Source organism: Pseudomonas sp. PK-RTE-24 (assembly GCF_054052265.1).
Genome location: NZ_CM133224.1, coordinates 299,748 through 315,576, shown reverse-complemented (window position 1 = coordinate 315,576; position 15,829 = coordinate 299,748). Strand labels below are relative to the sequence as shown.

Here is a 15,829-nt window from a genome sequence, read left to right as displayed (position 1 = left end):
CAGACGATACGCATGTTGTCCGATCGCATTGTGCTGGCGCAGACGCCGATCCGCGTGCTCGATGCGGTCAAGTGGGACGACAACGTGCGCAAGGGTTTTCTCAAGGCCAAAGGCAAGGAAATGCCGGCGGTGGATCGCGACTACTACCTCAACCGCCCGCTGTCGTTCGATTCGAGCCAGGTCAAACTGGAATTTCAGAACATCGAGCGCGACATCACCCGCCAGCTCGGCCAGTTCAACCCGGTCGGGCAGATCATGCGGCGCATGTGCAAGGAATACCGCATGGTGGTGCGCATGCTCGAGGCGCGCGGCACCGAGGACTTCGGCCTGATCTCGCAGGAGCTGTACGGCGCGGCGTCCGATGCCTTTCACGCCGGTGACCCGACATTGGCCGACCTCGGCCTGATGATGTCCGACTACCTGAACAACATCGACGGACGCGGCGATCTGAAGGACGAACCGAAAATCCTCACCGCCAAAGACGCGGTGCACCTGCTGCAAACCCGACTGAACAAGGTATTCGGTGAGGCCGAAGAAACCATTCGCGTGTTCGAGTCCGACGGCATCGTCGCCGACGCCGCGGCGGGCGCCGACTACATCAAGATCCGCACGGATGCGCTGTTCAACGACCGCGACGTGCGCGCACTGGAAGTCCACGAAGGTCTGGTGCACGTCGGCACTACGCTCAATGGCTTGAACCAGCCTATCTGCACTTTCCTGTCCAAAGGCCCGCCCTCGTCAACGGTCACCCAGGAAGGGCTGGCGATCCTGATGGAAATCATCACCTTCGCTTCTTACCCGAGTCGCCTGCGCAAACTGACCAACCGCACCCGTGCGATTCATATGGTCGAGGAGGGCGCCGACTTTTTGCAGATTTACGAATTCTTCCGCGAGCAGGGTTTCGAGATGGCCGAAAGCTACGGCAACGCCAGCCGGGTTTTCCGTGGCTCGACGCCGACCGGTCTGCCATTCACCAAAGACTTGTCCTACCTCAAGGGCTTCATCATGGTTTACAACTACATTCAGTTGGCCGTGCGCAAGGGCAAGCTCGAGCAGATTCCGCTGTTGTTCTGTGGCAAGACCACACTGGAAGACATGCGGACCTTGCGGCAACTGGTGGATGAAGGGCTGGTGGTGCCGCCGAAATATCTACCGGATCAGTTCCGTGACTTGAATGCGTTGTCGGCGTGGATGTGTTTCTCCAACTTCCTCAACCATTTGAGCCTGGACCGGATTGAGGCGGATTACTCCAATATCCTCTAACCCAAACACAATCCCCTGTGGGAGCTGGCTTGCCAGCGATTGCATTCTGTCAGTCAATATTGATGTTAGCTGACCCACCGCCATCGCTGGCAAGCCAGCTCCCACAGGGTTATTGGTTTTCTCTGAATCGATTGTTCGCCCATTTCTTGCGAGGTTTCACCGGATGAGAATCCTCGGCATCCTTTGCCTGCTCTTGACCCTCGGCGGTTGCAGTTCGCTGCTGTTCTATCCTGAACCGGGCCAGATCTTCACCCCGGACAAAGCCAAACTCGAATACCGCACCGTCACTCTGATCACCGCCGATGGCTTGAAGCTCAACGCCTGGTGGCTGCCGGCCAAACCTGGCGTCGAGGTCAAAGGCACGGTCCTGCATCTGCACGGCAACGGCGGCAATCTGCCGATGCATCTGGGCGGCAGCTGGTGGTTGCCGAAGAATGGCTATCAGGTACTGCTGGTCGACTATCGCGGTTACGGTTTGTCCGAGGGCAAGCCGAGCCTGCCGGCGATCTATCAGGACATCGACGCCGCGTTTGCCTGGCTCGACAACGCGCCCGAAGTCAAAGGCAAGCCGCTGGTGCTGCTCGGGCAGAGCCTCGGCGGCGCGATGTCGGTGCATTGGCTGGCGCAGCACCCGGAACGGCAAAAACAACTCAAGGCCCTGGTGCTGGATGGCGTGCCGGCCAGTTATCGCAGTGTCGGCCAATTCGCCCTCAGCACTTCGTGGCTGACCTGGCCGTTGCAGGTGCCGCTGTCGTGGCTGGTGCCGGATGGCGACAGCGCGATCAACTCGATGGCGCAGCTGACCGGCGTGCCCAAGCTGATCTTCCACAGCATCGACGATCCGCTGGTGCCGATGGCCAACGGCATTCGCCTGTATCAAGCGGCGCCGCCGCCGCGCGTGTTGCAGCTGACCCGTGGCGGTCATGTGCAAACCTTCGGCGACCCGGTGTGGCGTCAGGTCATGCTGCGCTACCTTGATGATCCCGAACACTTCGACGGCCTGCGCCGCCTCGGCGAAATCCCCAACTATCCGCCGCCCCCGAATTCCGAAGATGAGACCCCGCAATGAGTGAAGAACGTAATGCCATCCCGCTGATCATCACCGGTATCTGCAGCATCCTCGGCACCGTCGGGGCGCTGTGGTACTACGGCTACCTGCACTTTGCCAAGCCGGAGGATGCGTTGCTGCTAAACGAATTCACCATGCTCAAGACCGTGCCGGGCGAGGACTACAAAGTCTCGCTGACACCTGCGCCGCAAGTGGCGCAGTGCATTGATGGCGTGCTGGTGCTGTTCGATACCGAACAGAAAGGCCTGACCGGGGTGTTGATCAACGCGCAGAAAAAAGCCGTGCGGTGTATGGGCGAAGAGACCCCGCAGAAGCTGGAGGAGTGATTCTGCAGGTTCAGCCCTCACCCTAACCCTCTCCCAGAGGGAGAGGGGACTGACCGAGGTGTTTGTTTAAGCTAAGTCGACCTGATCCATTGCGCCGAACACAAGTTTTGAAAGCGACACAAATCGGCTCCCTCTCCCTTGGGAGAGGGCTGGGGTGAGGGGCTACGATGTCTGCTCCCACAAAAAAGCCCCGCCTGATCAACTCAGGCGGGGCTTTTGCGTTACCGGGTGGAGCTTAGTTCGAGCTCACCGAAGAACGCGGTGCTACTGGCTGGTTGTCGTTGGAGATGGTCACTTCCACACGACGGTTCATCGCACGGCCCGAGACGCTGCCGTTATCCGCTACCGGGTATTCCTTGCCATAACCCTGAGCGACGATGCGCGAAGGGTCGACGCCCATCTTGATCAGGGCCATCTGCACGGAAGTCGCGCGACGCTCGGACAGCGACTGGTTGTAGCTCGCGGTGCCGGTGCTGTCGGTGTAACCCTCGACGATCACTTTGCGATCCGGGTTTTCCTGGAGGAATTGCGCCAGTTTGTTGATGTTCACCAAGCCGCTGGATTTCAGATCAGCCTTGTTGGTGGCGAACAGCACGTCACCGAAAGTCACCAGCGTACCGCGATCGGTCTGCTTGGCGTTGAGGCTGTCCTGCAGCTGTTTGATCTGCTGGTCACGGGCATCCAGACGGGCCTGGGCACGTTGGGCTGCGGCGTTTTTCAGGTTGTTTTCAGCGGTGCGCAGAGCGATGGTCTGCTTGGCCACTTCCACGCGCTGGTTGGTCAGGTAAGCCAGTTGGTCAACCTTGGCTGCGTCTTCTTTGTCCAGATAGGCCTTGTCAGCCTTGTCCAGGTAATCGCTGGCGTCTTTGGTTTCCAGTGCCGCGACTTTGCTCGCCTGTGGGTTGGCCTGCAGGCCGGCGTAGTTGGTGCGCGCCTGTTCCAGGTTCGGGTTAGGCGGGGTGGAGCAGGCAGCCAGTGCAACGCTTGCGGCCAGAAGAGCGGGAATCATCAGTTGCTTACGCATAATTTTTCGTCCTTTCTATCGGTAAGAGTTTCAGCTTTGCGGTCGGGATGCGCGCTTACTGCACAGTGCGCTGGCTTTCCTGACGCAGTTCCTGAACACCTTTCTGGGAATCCTTCACAGCCTGTTCGGCCTTGGCGGCCTGAGCCTTGCGTTCAGCGACGCGAGCGTCCCATTCAGCCTGTTCGGACAGGCGACGGGCTTCGTCATACTTCTTGTCGTGCATGGCGATTTCAGCTTGTTTCAGTTTGTCCTGAGCCTGCTTCATTTCCACCGCAGCGAATTCGGTACCGCCAGCGCTGACGGCGCTGTTGACGGCCGATTGGGTCACGGCGTACTGCTCGGTCGGTGGGTTACCGGCGCAACCGGCCAGTACGAAGCTGGTGCCGATGGCCAGAGCGGCCAGTTTCAGACCGCGCAGGTGGGAAAACGAGGTTTGGGTTTTCATGGTCTTCAACTCCATTAGGCATCTCCTGAAAATACAACTGAATCCATCCTGGCAGAGGAGGCGAAAGCATCGCTTGTAGACGCGAATTGAAACGCTCGTTCCAGGCGTGGTTACCAGTTCCGACCGGCGGCATTTTTGAAAAGTTCAGAAAAGATGGCCTATCGCCAAAAATTTAATTGACCGTTTGGACAACGCTCTGGGGCGGGAACTTTGGGGCTTTGGAGCGGTACGCGCGGGTGAGTTTTAAAGTGATATCAGGGATGATCCGCACCCTGTGGGAGCTGGCTTGCCAGCGCTGAGGCCATCGTGCTCAGCACATCTTTGACTGAACTGCCGCCATCGCGGGCAAGCCCGCTCCCACATTTTTCTCGATGTCAGGAATCAGTGCTTCTGCTTGTTCTCAGCCGAGGACAAATCATGCAAATGCCGCCGCGATAACGCCAGAAAACGCGGCGTCGGGCCGACATCTTCATACAACGGATCGCCTTCCTCATCGGTCGCCACCACTGTTGAACCCTTCACATACGGCAGGCTCGCTTCGAACTCCTCAAGCGCGGCGCCGATCAGCTCGCCGAGCAGTTCCTCGGGGTGACGCTTGGGGTACATTTCGGCAATCGCCGCCAGCCTTGCGGCGGCTTCGACGTCCAGATGAATCGTGTAGCCGGTGTCGGTCAGGCGACCTTTGGCGTTTTCTTCCCAATGCTGGGCGAGTTCACGAATTTTCATGATGACCTCATTTAGCGCCTGCTGATGGCAGGCCTGGGTGAGTGTCCGGCAGCGCCGGCGGCGGGCCGTCGTACGGCTTACTGTTGAGACTAGCTTTCGCCGGCAAGGTTTAAAGTCAATTCGTCGCCTGCTTGTAAGAAGCGGCGCAGAGCGGCACTCTCTGGCAAAGCATTCGTTTCTGCGCTGTCCCCGATTACCGCTGGAGAACTGCTGATGACCGATATTGATGCACGCTTGCGCGAAGATGTTCACCTGCTCGGAGAGCTGTTGGGCAACACCATTCGAGACCAGTACGGCGAGGCGTTCCTCGACAAGATCGAGCAGATTCGCAAAGGCGCCAAGGCCGACCGGCGCGGCTCGATGGACGCTGAACTGAGCGCCAGCCTCAATCAATTGAGTGAAGACGAATTGCTTCCGGTCGCGCGGGCCTTCAATCAGTTTCTCAACCTGGCGAACATTGCCGAGCAGTACCAGCTGATCCATCGCCGCGAGGAGTCGCAACCGGCGCCGTTCGAGTCGAGGGTGTTGCCGGAACTGCTCGCGCGCCTGCGCAGCGAAGGCCACAGCGCCGAGTCCCTGGCCCGGCAACTGGCGCGGCTGGAAATCGAACTGGTGCTGACCGCGCATCCGACCGAAGTGGCGCGACGCACGTTGATCCAGAAGTACGACGCGATCGCCGCGCAACTGGCCGCTCAGGATCATCGCGACCTGACCAGCGCCGAGCGCGAGCAGATCCAGAGCAAACTGCAACGGCTGATCGCCGAAGCCTGGCACACCGAAGAAATCCGCCGCACCCGCCCGACGCCGGTCGATGAAGCCAAGTGGGGCTTCGCGGTGATCGAGCATTCGTTGTGGCAGGCGATCCCCAACCATATGCGCAAGGCCGATCAGGCGCTGTTCGCCGCCACGGGTCTGCGCTTGCCGCTGGAAGCCGCGCCGATCCGCTTCGCTTCGTGGATGGGCGGCGACCGTGACGGCAACCCCAATGTCACCGCCGCTGTCACTCGCGAAGTCTTGCTGCTGGCGCGCTGGATGGCCGCTGATTTGTACCTGCGCGATGTCGATCATCTCGCTGCCGAACTGTCGATGCAGCAGGCCAGCGATGCGCTGAAGGCCAAGGCCGGCGACAGCGCCGAACCCTATCGCGCGGTGCTCAAGCAATTGCGCGAACGCCTGCGCGCCACACGCAACTGGGCGCATGCCGCGTTGACCGCGCCGACCTCGGCAACCGCCGATGTGCTACACGACAATCGCGATCTGCTCGAGCCTTTGCAGTTGTGTTTCAACTCGCTGCACGAATGCGGCATGGGCGTCATCGCCGACGGGCCGTTGCTCGATTGCCTGCGTCGGGCGGTGACGTTCGGCCTGTTCCTGGTGCGCCTCGATGTGCGTCAGGATTCGACCCGGCACAGCTCGGCGATGACGGAAATCACCGATTACCTCGGCCTCGGCCGCTATGAGGAATGGGACGAAGAACAGCGCATCAACTTCCTCACCGAAGAATTGAGCAACCGTCGCCCTTTGCTGCCCGCGCATTTCAAACCATCGGCCGACACCGCCGAAGTGCTCAACACCTGCAAGGAAATCGCCGCCGCACCCGCTGCGTCGCTGGGTTCCTACGTGATCTCCATGGCCGGCGCCGCTTCCGATGTGCTTGCGGTGCAACTGCTGCTCAAGGAATCCGGCGTACTGCGGCCGATGCGCGTGGTGCCGCTGTTCGAAACCCTCGCCGACCTCGACAACGCCGGACCGGTGATGGAACGTCTGCTGCTATTGCCGGGCTATCGCGCGCGTTTGCATGGCCCGCAGGAAGTGATGATCGGCTATTCCGACTCGGCCAAGGACGCCGGCACCACCGCTGCGGCGTGGGCGCAATATCGCGCGCAGGAACGTCTGGTGGAAATCTGCCGCGAACAGCAAGTCGAACTGCTGTTGTTCCACGGTCGCGGCGGCACCGTGGGGCGTGGCGGCGGTCCGGCGCACGCGGCGATTCTGTCGCAACCACCGGGTTCGGTGGCGGGACGTTTCCGCACCACCGAGCAGGGAGAAATGATTCGTTTCAAATTCGGCCTGCCGGACATCGCTGAGCAAAACCTCAATCTGTATCTGGCCGCCGTGCTCGAAGCGACCTTGCTGCCACCGCCGCCGCCGACTCCGGAATGGCGCCATCTGATGGACGAACTGGCGGCGGACGGTGTCAGCGCTTACCGCCAGGTGGTGCGGGAAAATCCGCAATTCGTCGAGTATTTCCGGCAGTCGACCCCGGAGCAGGAATTGGGACGTTTGCCTCTGGGCAGTCGCCCGGCCAAACGTCGCGCCGGCGGTATCGAAAGCCTGCGGGCGATCCCGTGGATTTTCGGTTGGACCCAAACCCGATTGATGTTGCCGGCCTGGCTGGGTTGGGAGACGGCGCTGAGCAAGGCGCTGGAGCGCGGCGAAGGTGAGTTGCTGGGGCAGATGCGCGAACAATGGCCGTTCTTCCGCACCCGTATCGATATGCTGGAAATGGTTCTGGCCAAGGCTGATGCGGATATTGCGCAGTCCTACGACGAGCGTCTGGTTGAAGCTGATCTGCTGCCGTTGGGCGCGCAGTTACGCGACCTATTGTCGCAGGCATGCTCCGTCGTGCTCGGTCTGACCGGGCAGTCGCAGCTGCTGGCGCACAGTCCGGACACCCTCGAATTCATCCGCTTGCGCAACACCTACCTCGACCCGCTGCATCTATTGCAGGCGGAACTGTTGGCGCGTTCGCGGCAGCAGGATGTCGAGCAGGGCAGCCCGGTGGAACAGGCGCTGCTGGTGTCTGTGGCGGGGATTGCCGCCGGATTGCGCAATACCGGCTAAGGTTGCTGATCACCTCAGGCGGCATTCGCGACAAGGGGCGGATGCCGCTTCTCCTGCTGTAGGAAAGTGCCGCGAGGCGACAGTTAATGTAGGGGTTGCGACTTGGGTTATCGCGTCGCGGGGTCACGGCGGGCGTCGGTTTCTCCGACTTTTGGCGTCTTGTGTGGGCGCAGCCTGCTGTGTATCTTGATCAGCCTTTGGCCGTTTGTGCGGCCACGACCCGTATTTTCAGGATCCGCCGGTTACGAGCGAATCCTTTGTTTTGTAAAGCTTTTATATAAAAAATTGAGGAGCACATCGATGCGCGTCATTCTGCTGGGAGCTCCCGGGGCCGGTAAAGGTACTCAGGCAAAGTTCATCACCGAGAAATTCGGCATTCCGCAAATCTCCACCGGCGACATGCTGCGTGCTGCGGTCAAGGCTGGCACTCCACTGGGCGTGCAAGCCAAGAGCATCATGGATGCCGGCGGCCTGGTGTCGGATGACCTGATCATCGCGCTGGTCAAGGACCGCATCGCTCAACCTGATTGCGCCAACGGTTTCCTGTTCGATGGCTTCCCGCGCACCATTCCGCAGGCTGAAGCGCTGGTCACTGCCGGTGTCGAGCTGGATGCCGTGGTCGAGATCGCTGTAGAAGACGAAGAAATCGTTCAGCGCATCGCCGGTCGCCGTGTCCACGAAGCCAGTGGCCGCGTTTACCATATCGTCTACAACCCGCCGAAACTGGCTGGCAAGGACGACATCACCGGCGAAGAGCTGGTACAGCGCAAGGACGACACTGAAGAAACCGTGCGTCATCGCCTGTCGGTCTACCACTCGCAGACCAAACCGCTGGTGGAGTTCTACCAGAACCTTTCCGCGAAGAACGGCGGCAAGCCAAAGTACAGCCACATTCCAGGCGTAGGTTCGGTCGATGCGATCACCGCCAAGGTGTTGGCCGCGCTGAGCTGAAAAGTCTGATCGGCTGCATCATCCACGGCCCGCTTGCGGGCCGTTGTTGTTTATACTGACGCACTTTTTCCCACCCCTGTTTTGGAAACATCGATGAGCACCTTGCTGGCCCTGGACACCGCGACTGAAGCTTGCTCCGTTGCCTTGCTGCATGACGGCAAGGTCACGAGCCATTACGAGGTGATCCCGCGCCTGCATGCGCAGAAGCTGCTGCCGATGATTCAGCAATTGCTCGCCGATGCCGGCACCACGCTGCAAGCGGTCGACGCGATTGCCTTCGGCCGTGGCCCGGGCGCGTTTACCGGTGTGCGCATTGCCATTGGTGTGGTGCAGGGTTTGGCCTTTGCTCTGGATCGTCCGGTGTTGCCGGTATCCAACCTGGCCGTGCTGGCCCAGCGTGCTTTTCGTGAGCATGGCGTAAGCCAGGTCGCGGCTGCGATCGATGCGCGGATGGATGAAGTGTATTGGGGCTGCTACCGCGAAACGGCGGGGGAGATGCGTCTGGTTGGCGCCGAAGCCGTGTTACCACCGGAAGTCGCCGCGTTGCCAACTGATGCCAGTGGCGATTGGTTCGGTGCCGGTACCGGTTGGGGTTACGGCGAGCGCATTGCGGTCAATCTGAGCGGCTCTGACGCCGGCATGCTGCCCCACGCCGAGGACCTATTGACCCTGGCGCGTTACGCCTGGCAGCGCGGTGAGGCGATCCCGGCAGATGACGCCCAGCCGGTTTACCTGCGCGATAAAGTTGCCACCCCCAAAGCCCGCTGATACGACACTTTCTCCTGTGGGAGCGAGCCTGCTCGCGAAGGCTTCTGGTCAGTCAATGCATGTGTTGAATGTGCTGGACCCTTCGCGAGCAGGCTCGCTCCCACAGGTTCGCGGTCACATACAAATATCGCCAATCGTCAGTTTCTGCCCCCTCGCTTAAAACCTTTTGCGCTTTATGTGTTCTAGTTATCACTCGGCGGTTTGCTAAGTCGGTCAAGTGCCGCTAAATTGCCATCATTGATACCGAGCATGACATTATGCGTATAGACGGCGTTTCCACTCAGTCATATCCCATCAAGCGCAAGCCGCGTAAAGGCAATGCGGCGCTGGATGAGTCCGTCGACATCATCGACGGCGAGCTGGAATTCCCGAGCGAAGAGCAGTTGGCCGCCCGTGCTGCCCAAGCCACCGCGCAACGCCTGAGCAACCTGCCTGCCCGTCAACAAGACATGATCTACCACCGCGCGATGAAGAAAAGCGTAGCCATGGCCCTGGCCAGCTACCTGAGCACCGCCGGTTTTGTCGATTGGGACGCAGACGTGCTGGGCCTCGATCTGTATATCTGATGGATCTGCCTTACTACCTCGGTTGCCCGTCCTGGAGCGAAAATGCCTGGCGCGAGTATCTGTATCCGGTAGACGCAAAAACCTCCGACTTTCTCGCTCTCTACTGCCAGGTGTTCAACGCCGTTGAAGGCAACACCACCTTCTACGCCAGCCCGTCGCCAGCCACTGTGCAACGCTGGGCCGAGATCATGCCGGCGCACTTTCGCTTCACTGCCAAATTCCCCGGCGACATCAGCCACAGCGGCGACTTGCGCGAGCAACTGACCGCTGCCGAAACCTTCCTGCAATTACTCAAGCCGTTAGGCGAACGTGTTTCGCCGCTGTGGCTGCAACTGTCGAAAAGCTTCACGCCGCAGCGTCTGCCGGAGCTCGCGGCGTTTATCGATGCACTGGATTGCCCGCTTGCGGTCGAGGTGCGCAATGAACAGTTCTTCGCCAAGGGCGAGAGCGAGCGTCTGCTCAATCGTCTGTTGCTGGATCGCGGTGTCGAGCGCATCTGTCTCGACCCGCGCGCGCTGTTCAGTTGCTTGTCGACCGAGTCCTCGGTGATCCACGCGCAGTCGAAAAAGCCGCGAGTGCCGACCCGTCCGGCGGCGTTCACGCAGTTTCCGCAGGTGCGCTTCATTGGCCATCCCGAGCTTGAGGCCAACGATGCGTTTCTCGTGCCGTGGGTGGCGAAGATTGCTGAATGGATCGAAGAGGGGCGCACGCCCTACGTCTTTCTGCACACCGCTGACAACCTGTTGGCAGCGAAACTGGCGCAGCGTTTTCACGCCCAACTGATGCAACGTTTGCCTGGCTTGCCCGCTCTGCCTGAGCTATACAGGGAACCCGCCGCCGAGCAGCTTGGCTTGCTCTGAGGCGGGTTTTTTCTGTCCGGGAGGCCGTCGATGAACGTCCAAGTCAGTCAACAGCAACGACTCAAAGCCCAAGCCTTCAAGGCCCTGCATGATCGCCAGGGGATCTTCGTCATCCCCAATCCGTGGGATGCCGGCTCGGCGAAGATGCTCGCCGGTCTTGGCTATCAGGCCTTGGCCACCACCAGCGCCGGTTACGCGTTTTCCCAGGGCAAGCCTGATGGCGCGTTGAGTCTCGACGAGACCCTGGCCAATGTCCGGGCGATTGTCGCGGCTACGGATCTGCCGGTGGCGGTGGATCTGGAAAACGGTTTTGCCGATGATCCGGTGGAGTCCGCGCAGAGTCTTCTCCGCGCCGCCGAGGCGGGCGCGGTGGGCGGGTCGATCGAGGACGCTACGGGACGTCCGGACGCGCCGATCTATTGCTTCGAACACGCCGTGGCGCGTATTGAAGCCGCTGTCGCGGCGGTGCGCACGCTGCCATTTCCCTTCATCCTCACGGCTCGCGCGGAAAATTACCTGCACGGCAACCCCGATCTTGACGACACCATTCGCCGCTTGCGGGCATTCGCCGAAGCGGGTGCCGACGTGCTCTATGCACCGGGTTTGCGCAGCGCCGAAGAAGTGCGCGCAGTGGTGCAAGCGGTGGCGCCGAAACCGGTCAATGTGTTGATGTCTGGCGGTTTGAAACTGACCGTGCAACAGCTCGAGGAACTGGGCGTCCGGCGGATCAGCACCGGGTCGGCGCTGGCGCTGGCGGCGTTCGGCGAGTTCTTCCGCGCGGCTGAGGAAATCCAGCAATCCGGCACCTTTGGCTTCACGTCACAGTCGATGCCGTATGCCAAGGCCAATCAACTCTGCAAGGACTGAGCATGGGACGTTGGCTGTTCTGGGGGGTGTTGCTCGCGATCGCTGGTGGCGCGGTAAGTGTCTGGCGTGGCTGGCTGGAGGTGCCGGCACAGTGGAACCCGTGGGCGCCATTGGACATAAAAGCCGCGCCCAACTGGCTGACCGGTTACAAACTCATGCGCCTGCGCAGTGATCCCGAGCTTTGCGCACAGGCATTGAGCAGCTCGGATCTGCGCGTCAGCCCCCAGGCCGACAGCCCCGGCGCCAAGTGTCCGCTGGTCGGTGCTCTGCGGGTGCAGGGCGGTGGAGTGGCGCTGAGCAGCAGTTTCATCGCCAGTTGCCCGCTCGCGGTGGCCTACGCAATGTTTGAACACCACACCCTGCAACCGGCGGCGCAATCGGTTTACGGCCAGAAAATCGCGCGGGTTGATCACCTCGGCAGCTTTGCCTGCCGCAATGTCTACAGCCGTGAGAGCGGTGCCCTCAGTCGACATGCCAGTGCCGACGCGCTGGACATTGCCGGTTTCCGTCTGGCTGGCGGACGCACGATCAGCGTGCTCAGGGATTGGCCCAAGCAAAACCAGGACGCAGAGTTTCTCCGCCAAGTGCGCGACGGCGCCTGCGAGTCATTCAGTGTGGTGTTGAGCCCGGATTACAACGCCGCCCATCGCAATCACTTTCATGTCGATGTCGGGCGCTGGAGCGTGTGTCGCTGAGGATCAGGCGGCGAGGCGCAGGTTCTGCAGGACGATCGGGCGAGCCCAGCCATTATCGAAGTCCAGAGCTTTCTGCTGCTCGACGATTTCTTCCGGCGGGAACGGTGGGTAAGGCTTCTGCAGCAAGTCCAGATCGAACTCGGCAATCGGCAGGTACAGCGGACGTTTCTGCGGCGCAGGGCCTGGCTCCGGCACTGGCTGGCCATTGTTGATCACAATCGGGCGTACCCAGCTGCTGTCGAAATCCTGTTGCTCTTGCTGGGCTTTGAGTTCTTCTGGCGGGAACGGTGGGAACGGCTTGTCCAGCAGCTCCATTTCGAACTCGGCGATCGGCAGGAACAGTGGCTCCGGCGGGCGAACCTGGGTTTCAACCACGTCGCACTCACGCTGGCTGACGATGTGCGCGTGCAGCTCGCTGCCAACGGTCGGTTCTTCCGGGCTGTTCAGGTCAACCGGTGGAAACGTGCCACAGGCAGGCACCACTTCACTCGTCTGTTCAGCCAGAGCCTGGGCAAAGAAATCCTGCCACAGGTGACTGACGCCGCTCAGTGCTTGAGTGTTATGACGGCTGAAGTCGCCATGGGGCGAAACGTAGCCAATCGATGTGGGAAGAATGCCTGACATTTTTTTCGGTTGACGCTCAGCTCTGGCAAAATGCGCGTTGAATGGTTTATCGGCGGTTTTTGTCGATCCTTAACTTTTTTGAGCGTTTTTTCATGATCGAGTCACCCGCGGCCTGCCGCATCCATGTCCAGGCCCTCGCCCCGACGTTTCAAGCACAAGCCGCACACTGGGCCGAACGTCTCGGCCTGCCGCTCGGCGAGGCGGACGGCGAGTTCGTCTTGCAGGTCGGCGAGCAGGGTTTGCAGTTGCAGCAGCTTGGCCCGGATGCGCCTGGACCGGTGCGGGTCGACTTCGTCGAAGGCGGCGCGGCGCATCGTCGTTTGTATGGCGGCGGCAGCGGCCAGATGATTGCCAAGGCAGTCGGCATCGCCCAAGGCGTGCGCCCGCGTGTGCTGGATGCCACGGCGGGCTTGGGCAAGGATGCATTTGTACTGGCCAGTCTCGGTTGTGAAATGAGCCTGATCGAGCGTCAGCCGCTGATCGGCGCACTGCTTGAGGACGGCTTGGCGCGGGCGGCGGAAGATTTCGACGTGGCGCCGATCGTGGCGCGGATGAAATTGCTTAAGGGCAACTCCATCGAAGTGATGCGCAGTTGGGAAGGGGAGCCGCCGCAGGTGATCTATCTCGACCCGATGTTCCCGCATCGCGAGAAAACCGCGCTGGTGAAAAAGGAAATGCGCCTGTTCCGCCCGCTGGTCGGTGATGATCCGGATGCACCGGCCCTGCTTGAAGCGGCGCTGGCCTTGGCCACGCACCGGGTGGTGGTCAAGCGCCCGCGCAAGGCGCCGTGCATCGAAGGGCCGAAACCGAGCCATGCGCTGGATGGCAAATCGAGCCGGTATGACATTTATCCGAAGAAAGCGCTGAAGCCTTAGAAGCAGCTGCAAGCTGCAAGCTGCAAGCTGCAAGCCAGAGCCAAGTCACTGCTTTTGCTTTTTCTTGCAGCTTGTAGCTAGAAGCTCGCAGCTGCTCCTCCCCCATAGGCCCTCATAAACAACCCCACCACCTCCCGCACATGCCGCTCCGCTTCCTCTCCGGTCAGCGGCTCGCCGCAGCCATACAACAAACGGAAATTCCCCGCCCCTTTGATCAGGCAGAAGAAGTGCTCGGCGGCGTTGCGTGGCTGGTCGATGCTCAGCGCGCCGGTTGCATGGATTTTCGCCAGCAGACCTTCCATGCCGTTGACCACGCGCTCTGGGCCGGCCTCGAAGAAGATCAGCGACAGCTTCGGATCCTGACTGCCCAGCGCCATGATCAGACGGTGCAGGTTCACCGATTCATCGCTGTTGATCAGTTGGTGAAAGCCCCGGGCAATGTTCAGCAATACATTTTCCACCGCGATGCCGTCCGGCAATTCGAAGAACAGCGGCGGCAATTGTTCCTCGCATTTCGCGACGACGGCGGCGGAGAACAGCGTCTCCTTGTCGTTGAAATGGCTGTAGACCGTCAGCTTCGACACGCCGGCCTCGCTGGCAACCGCGTCCATGCTGGTGTTGGCGTAGCCATGGCAGAGAAACAGGGTTTTCGCCGCATCCAGGATCGCTTGGCGTTTGGCCAGATCCTTGGGGCGGCCCGGGCCGTTTGGAGCTGAAAGATTGTTCGACATTCTTCGCTTTTAATACTGGACTGGTGAGTTTGCTATTAATACCATACCCGCCAGTATAAATATTCCAAGCCTCATTCGCGAAAGGTCCGTCACCATGTACCGCCATGCGTTGTCCTTTGCCGTGCCAGTCAGTCTGGCGTTCCTGTTATCGGCGTGCGGTCAGGAAGAGGTGACCAAGGTCACCGTACGCCCGGCCATGGTGGTACAGCCCGAGCCTTCGGCGCAGGCGATGGAAAGTTATCCGGGCGAGGTGCGTGCCCGCTATGAGCCTGATCTGGCGTTCCGCATCGGCGGCAAAGTCAGCCGACGACTGGTCGACGAAGGCCAGCGCGTCAAAGCCGATCAGCCCTTGGCCGAACTCGATCCGCAGGATGTGCGCCTGCAACTGGAAGCCACCCGCGCGCAGGTCGCCGCCGCCGAGGCCAATCTGAACCTGGTCCGCGCCGAACGGGATCGCTATAAAACCCTGATGGATCGGCAGATGGTCAGCCGCTCGGCCTACGACAACGCCGAAAATCTATATCGCTCCGGCGAAGCCCGCCTTAAACAAATCAAAGCTGAATTCAACGTTTCGACCAACCAGGCCAGTTACGCGGTGCTGCGTGCGCCACAGGATGGCGTGGTGGCCAAGCGTTCGGTGGAAGTCGGTCAGGTGGTCGCTGCCGGGCAGACCGTGTTCACCCTCGCCACCGATGGTGAGCGCGAAGTGTTGATCAGCCTGCCGGAGCAAAGCTTCGGCCGCTTCAAGGTTGGTCAGCCGGTTACCGTGGAATTGTGGGCACAGCAAAATCAACGCTTCGCCGGGCAGATCCGCGAGTTGTCACCGTCCGCCGATCCGCGCTCGCGCACTTTTGCCGCGCGTATCTCGTTCACCAGCGGCAAAGTGCCGGCTGAACTGGGGCAGAGCGCCCGGGTGTTTGTGCAATCGGCTGACAGTGTCTCGCTGTCGATACCGCTTTCCGCGCTGAGCGCTGAAAACGGCGCGACCTACGTCTGGGTGGTCAACGGCAACAACACGTTGAAGAAAACCCCGGTGCGGGTCGGTCCGTTTGGCGAGAAAAGCGTGGCGGTGCTCGAGGGGCTCAATGCCAGCGACTGGGTAGTGGCTGCCGGCGTTCATGTGCTCCTCGACGGCCAGCAGGTGCGGCCGGTGGATCGCTCCAACCGTGTGGTCAATCTGGCGAACAAGGAGTAA

17 protein-coding genes are annotated in these 15,829 nt (G+C 60.8%); 12 read left to right on the top strand and 5 right to left on the bottom strand.

The window, feature by feature from the left end; translation table 11 throughout:
- Positions 1-12 precede the first annotated feature (12 nt).
- The 3 genes from ACV8MC_RS01500 to ACV8MC_RS01490 all read left to right on the top strand — a co-directional run bounded on the left by ACV8MC_RS01500 (position 13) and on the right by ACV8MC_RS01490 (position 2,658).
- Positions 13-1,263, top strand: coding sequence for a flavohemoglobin expression-modulating QEGLA motif protein (locus ACV8MC_RS01500; RefSeq protein ID WP_166554750.1), 1,251 nt, complete (start codon positions 13-15; stop codon positions 1,261-1,263).
- 163 nt (positions 1,264-1,426) lie between these two features.
- On the top strand, positions 1,427-2,332 hold the full coding sequence (locus tag ACV8MC_RS01495; RefSeq protein ID WP_122699370.1) for an alpha/beta hydrolase: 906 nt from the start codon (positions 1,427-1,429) through the stop codon (positions 2,330-2,332).
- Positions 2,329-2,658: a hypothetical protein gene (locus tag ACV8MC_RS01490; RefSeq protein WP_122600872.1), complete on the top strand. Its 330-nt coding sequence runs from the start codon at positions 2,329-2,331 to the stop codon at positions 2,656-2,658. Before ACV8MC_RS01495 ends, ACV8MC_RS01490 begins: the two co-directional genes overlap by 4 nt.
- Before the next feature lie 235 nt (positions 2,659-2,893).
- Here ACV8MC_RS01490 and ACV8MC_RS01485 read toward each other — a convergent pair whose 3' ends face one another.
- The 3 genes from ACV8MC_RS01485 to ACV8MC_RS01475 all read right to left on the bottom strand — a co-directional run bounded on the left by ACV8MC_RS01485 (position 2,894) and on the right by ACV8MC_RS01475 (position 4,853).
- Positions 2,894-3,682: an OmpA family protein gene (locus tag ACV8MC_RS01485; RefSeq protein WP_024011746.1), complete on the bottom strand. Its 789-nt coding sequence runs from the start codon at positions 3,680-3,682 to the stop codon at positions 2,894-2,896.
- Positions 3,683-3,737: 55 nt separating this feature from the next.
- Positions 3,738-4,142 carry a DUF4398 domain-containing protein gene (locus ACV8MC_RS01480; protein ID WP_024011747.1) on the bottom strand — a complete coding sequence of 135 codons (405 nt, stop codon included), beginning with the start codon at positions 4,140-4,142 and terminating at the stop codon, positions 3,738-3,740.
- 366 nt (positions 4,143-4,508) lie between these two features.
- A complete protein-coding gene (locus ACV8MC_RS01475; RefSeq protein WP_016771500.1) occupies positions 4,509-4,853 on the bottom strand; it encodes a hypothetical protein in 345 nt (114 codons plus the stop codon).
- Between the two features lie 213 nt (positions 4,854-5,066).
- On the opposite strand from ACV8MC_RS01475, the gene ppc reads away from it, so the two are divergent.
- The 7 genes from ppc (at position 5,067) to ACV8MC_RS01440 (ending at position 12,404) form a co-directional block, all read left to right on the top strand.
- On the top strand, positions 5,067-7,697 hold the full coding sequence (ppc, locus tag ACV8MC_RS01470) for a phosphoenolpyruvate carboxylase (RefSeq protein ID WP_315435754.1): 2,631 nt from the start codon (positions 5,067-5,069) through the stop codon (positions 7,695-7,697).
- A gap of 300 nt (positions 7,698-7,997) precedes the next feature.
- Positions 7,998-8,648, top strand: coding sequence for an adenylate kinase (gene adk, locus ACV8MC_RS01465; protein ID WP_039762420.1), 651 nt, complete (start codon positions 7,998-8,000; stop codon positions 8,646-8,648).
- A gap of 93 nt (positions 8,649-8,741) precedes the next feature.
- Positions 8,742-9,416: a tRNA (adenosine(37)-N6)-threonylcarbamoyltransferase complex dimerization subunit type 1 TsaB gene (tsaB, locus tag ACV8MC_RS01460; RefSeq protein WP_256810825.1), complete on the top strand. Its 675-nt coding sequence runs from the start codon at positions 8,742-8,744 to the stop codon at positions 9,414-9,416.
- A 257-nt stretch (positions 9,417-9,673) separates the two neighbouring features.
- Positions 9,674-9,982, top strand: coding sequence for a hypothetical protein (locus ACV8MC_RS01455; protein WP_024011752.1), 309 nt, complete (start codon positions 9,674-9,676; stop codon positions 9,980-9,982).
- Positions 9,982-10,842, top strand: coding sequence for a DUF72 domain-containing protein (locus ACV8MC_RS01450; RefSeq protein WP_041478155.1), 861 nt, complete (start codon positions 9,982-9,984; stop codon positions 10,840-10,842). The genes ACV8MC_RS01455 and ACV8MC_RS01450 overlap by 1 nt, the downstream gene beginning before the upstream one ends.
- Positions 10,843-10,872: 30 nt before the next feature.
- Positions 10,873-11,709: an isocitrate lyase/PEP mutase family protein gene (locus ACV8MC_RS01445; protein ID WP_258707657.1), complete on the top strand. Its 837-nt coding sequence runs from the start codon at positions 10,873-10,875 to the stop codon at positions 11,707-11,709.
- 2 nt (positions 11,710-11,711) lie between these two features.
- Complete coding sequence (locus tag ACV8MC_RS01440) at positions 11,712-12,404, top strand: extensin-like domain-containing protein (protein ID WP_457264236.1); 693 nt, start codon at positions 11,712-11,714, stop codon at positions 12,402-12,404.
- Between the two features lie 3 nt (positions 12,405-12,407).
- On the opposite strand, the gene ACV8MC_RS01435 is transcribed toward ACV8MC_RS01440, so the two are convergent.
- Positions 12,408-13,028, bottom strand: coding sequence for a hypothetical protein (locus ACV8MC_RS01435; RefSeq protein ID WP_056783179.1), 621 nt, complete (start codon positions 13,026-13,028; stop codon positions 12,408-12,410).
- Positions 13,029-13,120: 92 nt separating this feature from the next.
- On the opposite strand from ACV8MC_RS01435, the gene ACV8MC_RS01430 reads away from it, so the two are divergent.
- Positions 13,121-13,903, top strand: a complete 783-nt coding sequence (locus ACV8MC_RS01430) for a class I SAM-dependent methyltransferase (RefSeq protein ID WP_041478224.1) — start codon at positions 13,121-13,123, stop codon at positions 13,901-13,903.
- 77 nt (positions 13,904-13,980) lie between these two features.
- Here ACV8MC_RS01430 and ACV8MC_RS01425 read toward each other — a convergent pair whose 3' ends face one another.
- Positions 13,981-14,634 carry a TetR/AcrR family transcriptional regulator gene (locus ACV8MC_RS01425; protein WP_252883247.1) on the bottom strand — a complete coding sequence of 218 codons (654 nt, stop codon included), beginning with the start codon at positions 14,632-14,634 and terminating at the stop codon, positions 13,981-13,983.
- A gap of 94 nt (positions 14,635-14,728) precedes the next feature.
- Here ACV8MC_RS01425 and ACV8MC_RS01420 point away from each other — a divergent pair, with 94 nt between their 5' ends.
- The gene (locus ACV8MC_RS01420; RefSeq protein WP_457264234.1) at positions 14,729-15,829 is read left to right on the top strand and encodes an efflux RND transporter periplasmic adaptor subunit; all 1,101 of its coding nucleotides are present in this window, start codon (positions 14,729-14,731) and stop codon (positions 15,827-15,829) included.

Excerpts from the sequence above, each read along its gene's own strand:
- ACV8MC_RS01500 (WP_166554750.1), top strand. The coding sequence starts at position 13 with ATGTTGTCCGATCGCATTGTGCTGGCGCAGACGCCGATCCGCGTGCTC.
- ACV8MC_RS01495 (WP_122699370.1), top strand. The coding sequence starts at position 1,427 with ATGAGAATCCTCGGCATCCTTTGCCTGCTCTTGACCCTCGGCGGTTGC.
- ACV8MC_RS01490 (WP_122600872.1), top strand. The coding sequence starts at position 2,329 with ATGAGTGAAGAACGTAATGCCATCCCGCTGATCATCACCGGTATCTGC.
- ACV8MC_RS01485 (WP_024011746.1), bottom strand. The coding sequence starts at position 3,682 with ATGCGTAAGCAACTGATGATTCCCGCTCTTCTGGCCGCAAGCGTTGCA.
- ACV8MC_RS01480 (WP_024011747.1), bottom strand. The coding sequence starts at position 4,142 with ATGGAGTTGAAGACCATGAAAACCCAAACCTCGTTTTCCCACCTGCGC.
- ACV8MC_RS01475 (WP_016771500.1), bottom strand. The coding sequence starts at position 4,853 with ATGAAAATTCGTGAACTCGCCCAGCATTGGGAAGAAAACGCCAAAGGT.
- ppc (WP_315435754.1), top strand. The coding sequence starts at position 5,067 with ATGACCGATATTGATGCACGCTTGCGCGAAGATGTTCACCTGCTCGGA.
- adk (WP_039762420.1), top strand. The coding sequence starts at position 7,998 with ATGCGCGTCATTCTGCTGGGAGCTCCCGGGGCCGGTAAAGGTACTCAG.
- tsaB (WP_256810825.1), top strand. The coding sequence starts at position 8,742 with ATGAGCACCTTGCTGGCCCTGGACACCGCGACTGAAGCTTGCTCCGTT.
- ACV8MC_RS01455 (WP_024011752.1), top strand. The coding sequence starts at position 9,674 with ATGCGTATAGACGGCGTTTCCACTCAGTCATATCCCATCAAGCGCAAG.
- ACV8MC_RS01450 (WP_041478155.1), top strand. The coding sequence starts at position 9,982 with ATGGATCTGCCTTACTACCTCGGTTGCCCGTCCTGGAGCGAAAATGCC.
- ACV8MC_RS01445 (WP_258707657.1), top strand. The coding sequence starts at position 10,873 with ATGAACGTCCAAGTCAGTCAACAGCAACGACTCAAAGCCCAAGCCTTC.
- ACV8MC_RS01440 (WP_457264236.1), top strand. The coding sequence starts at position 11,712 with ATGGGACGTTGGCTGTTCTGGGGGGTGTTGCTCGCGATCGCTGGTGGC.
- ACV8MC_RS01435 (WP_056783179.1), bottom strand. The coding sequence starts at position 13,028 with ATGTCAGGCATTCTTCCCACATCGATTGGCTACGTTTCGCCCCATGGC.
- ACV8MC_RS01430 (WP_041478224.1), top strand. The coding sequence starts at position 13,121 with ATGATCGAGTCACCCGCGGCCTGCCGCATCCATGTCCAGGCCCTCGCC.
- ACV8MC_RS01425 (WP_252883247.1), bottom strand. The coding sequence starts at position 14,634 with ATGTCGAACAATCTTTCAGCTCCAAACGGCCCGGGCCGCCCCAAGGAT.
- ACV8MC_RS01420 (WP_457264234.1), top strand. The coding sequence starts at position 14,729 with ATGTACCGCCATGCGTTGTCCTTTGCCGTGCCAGTCAGTCTGGCGTTC.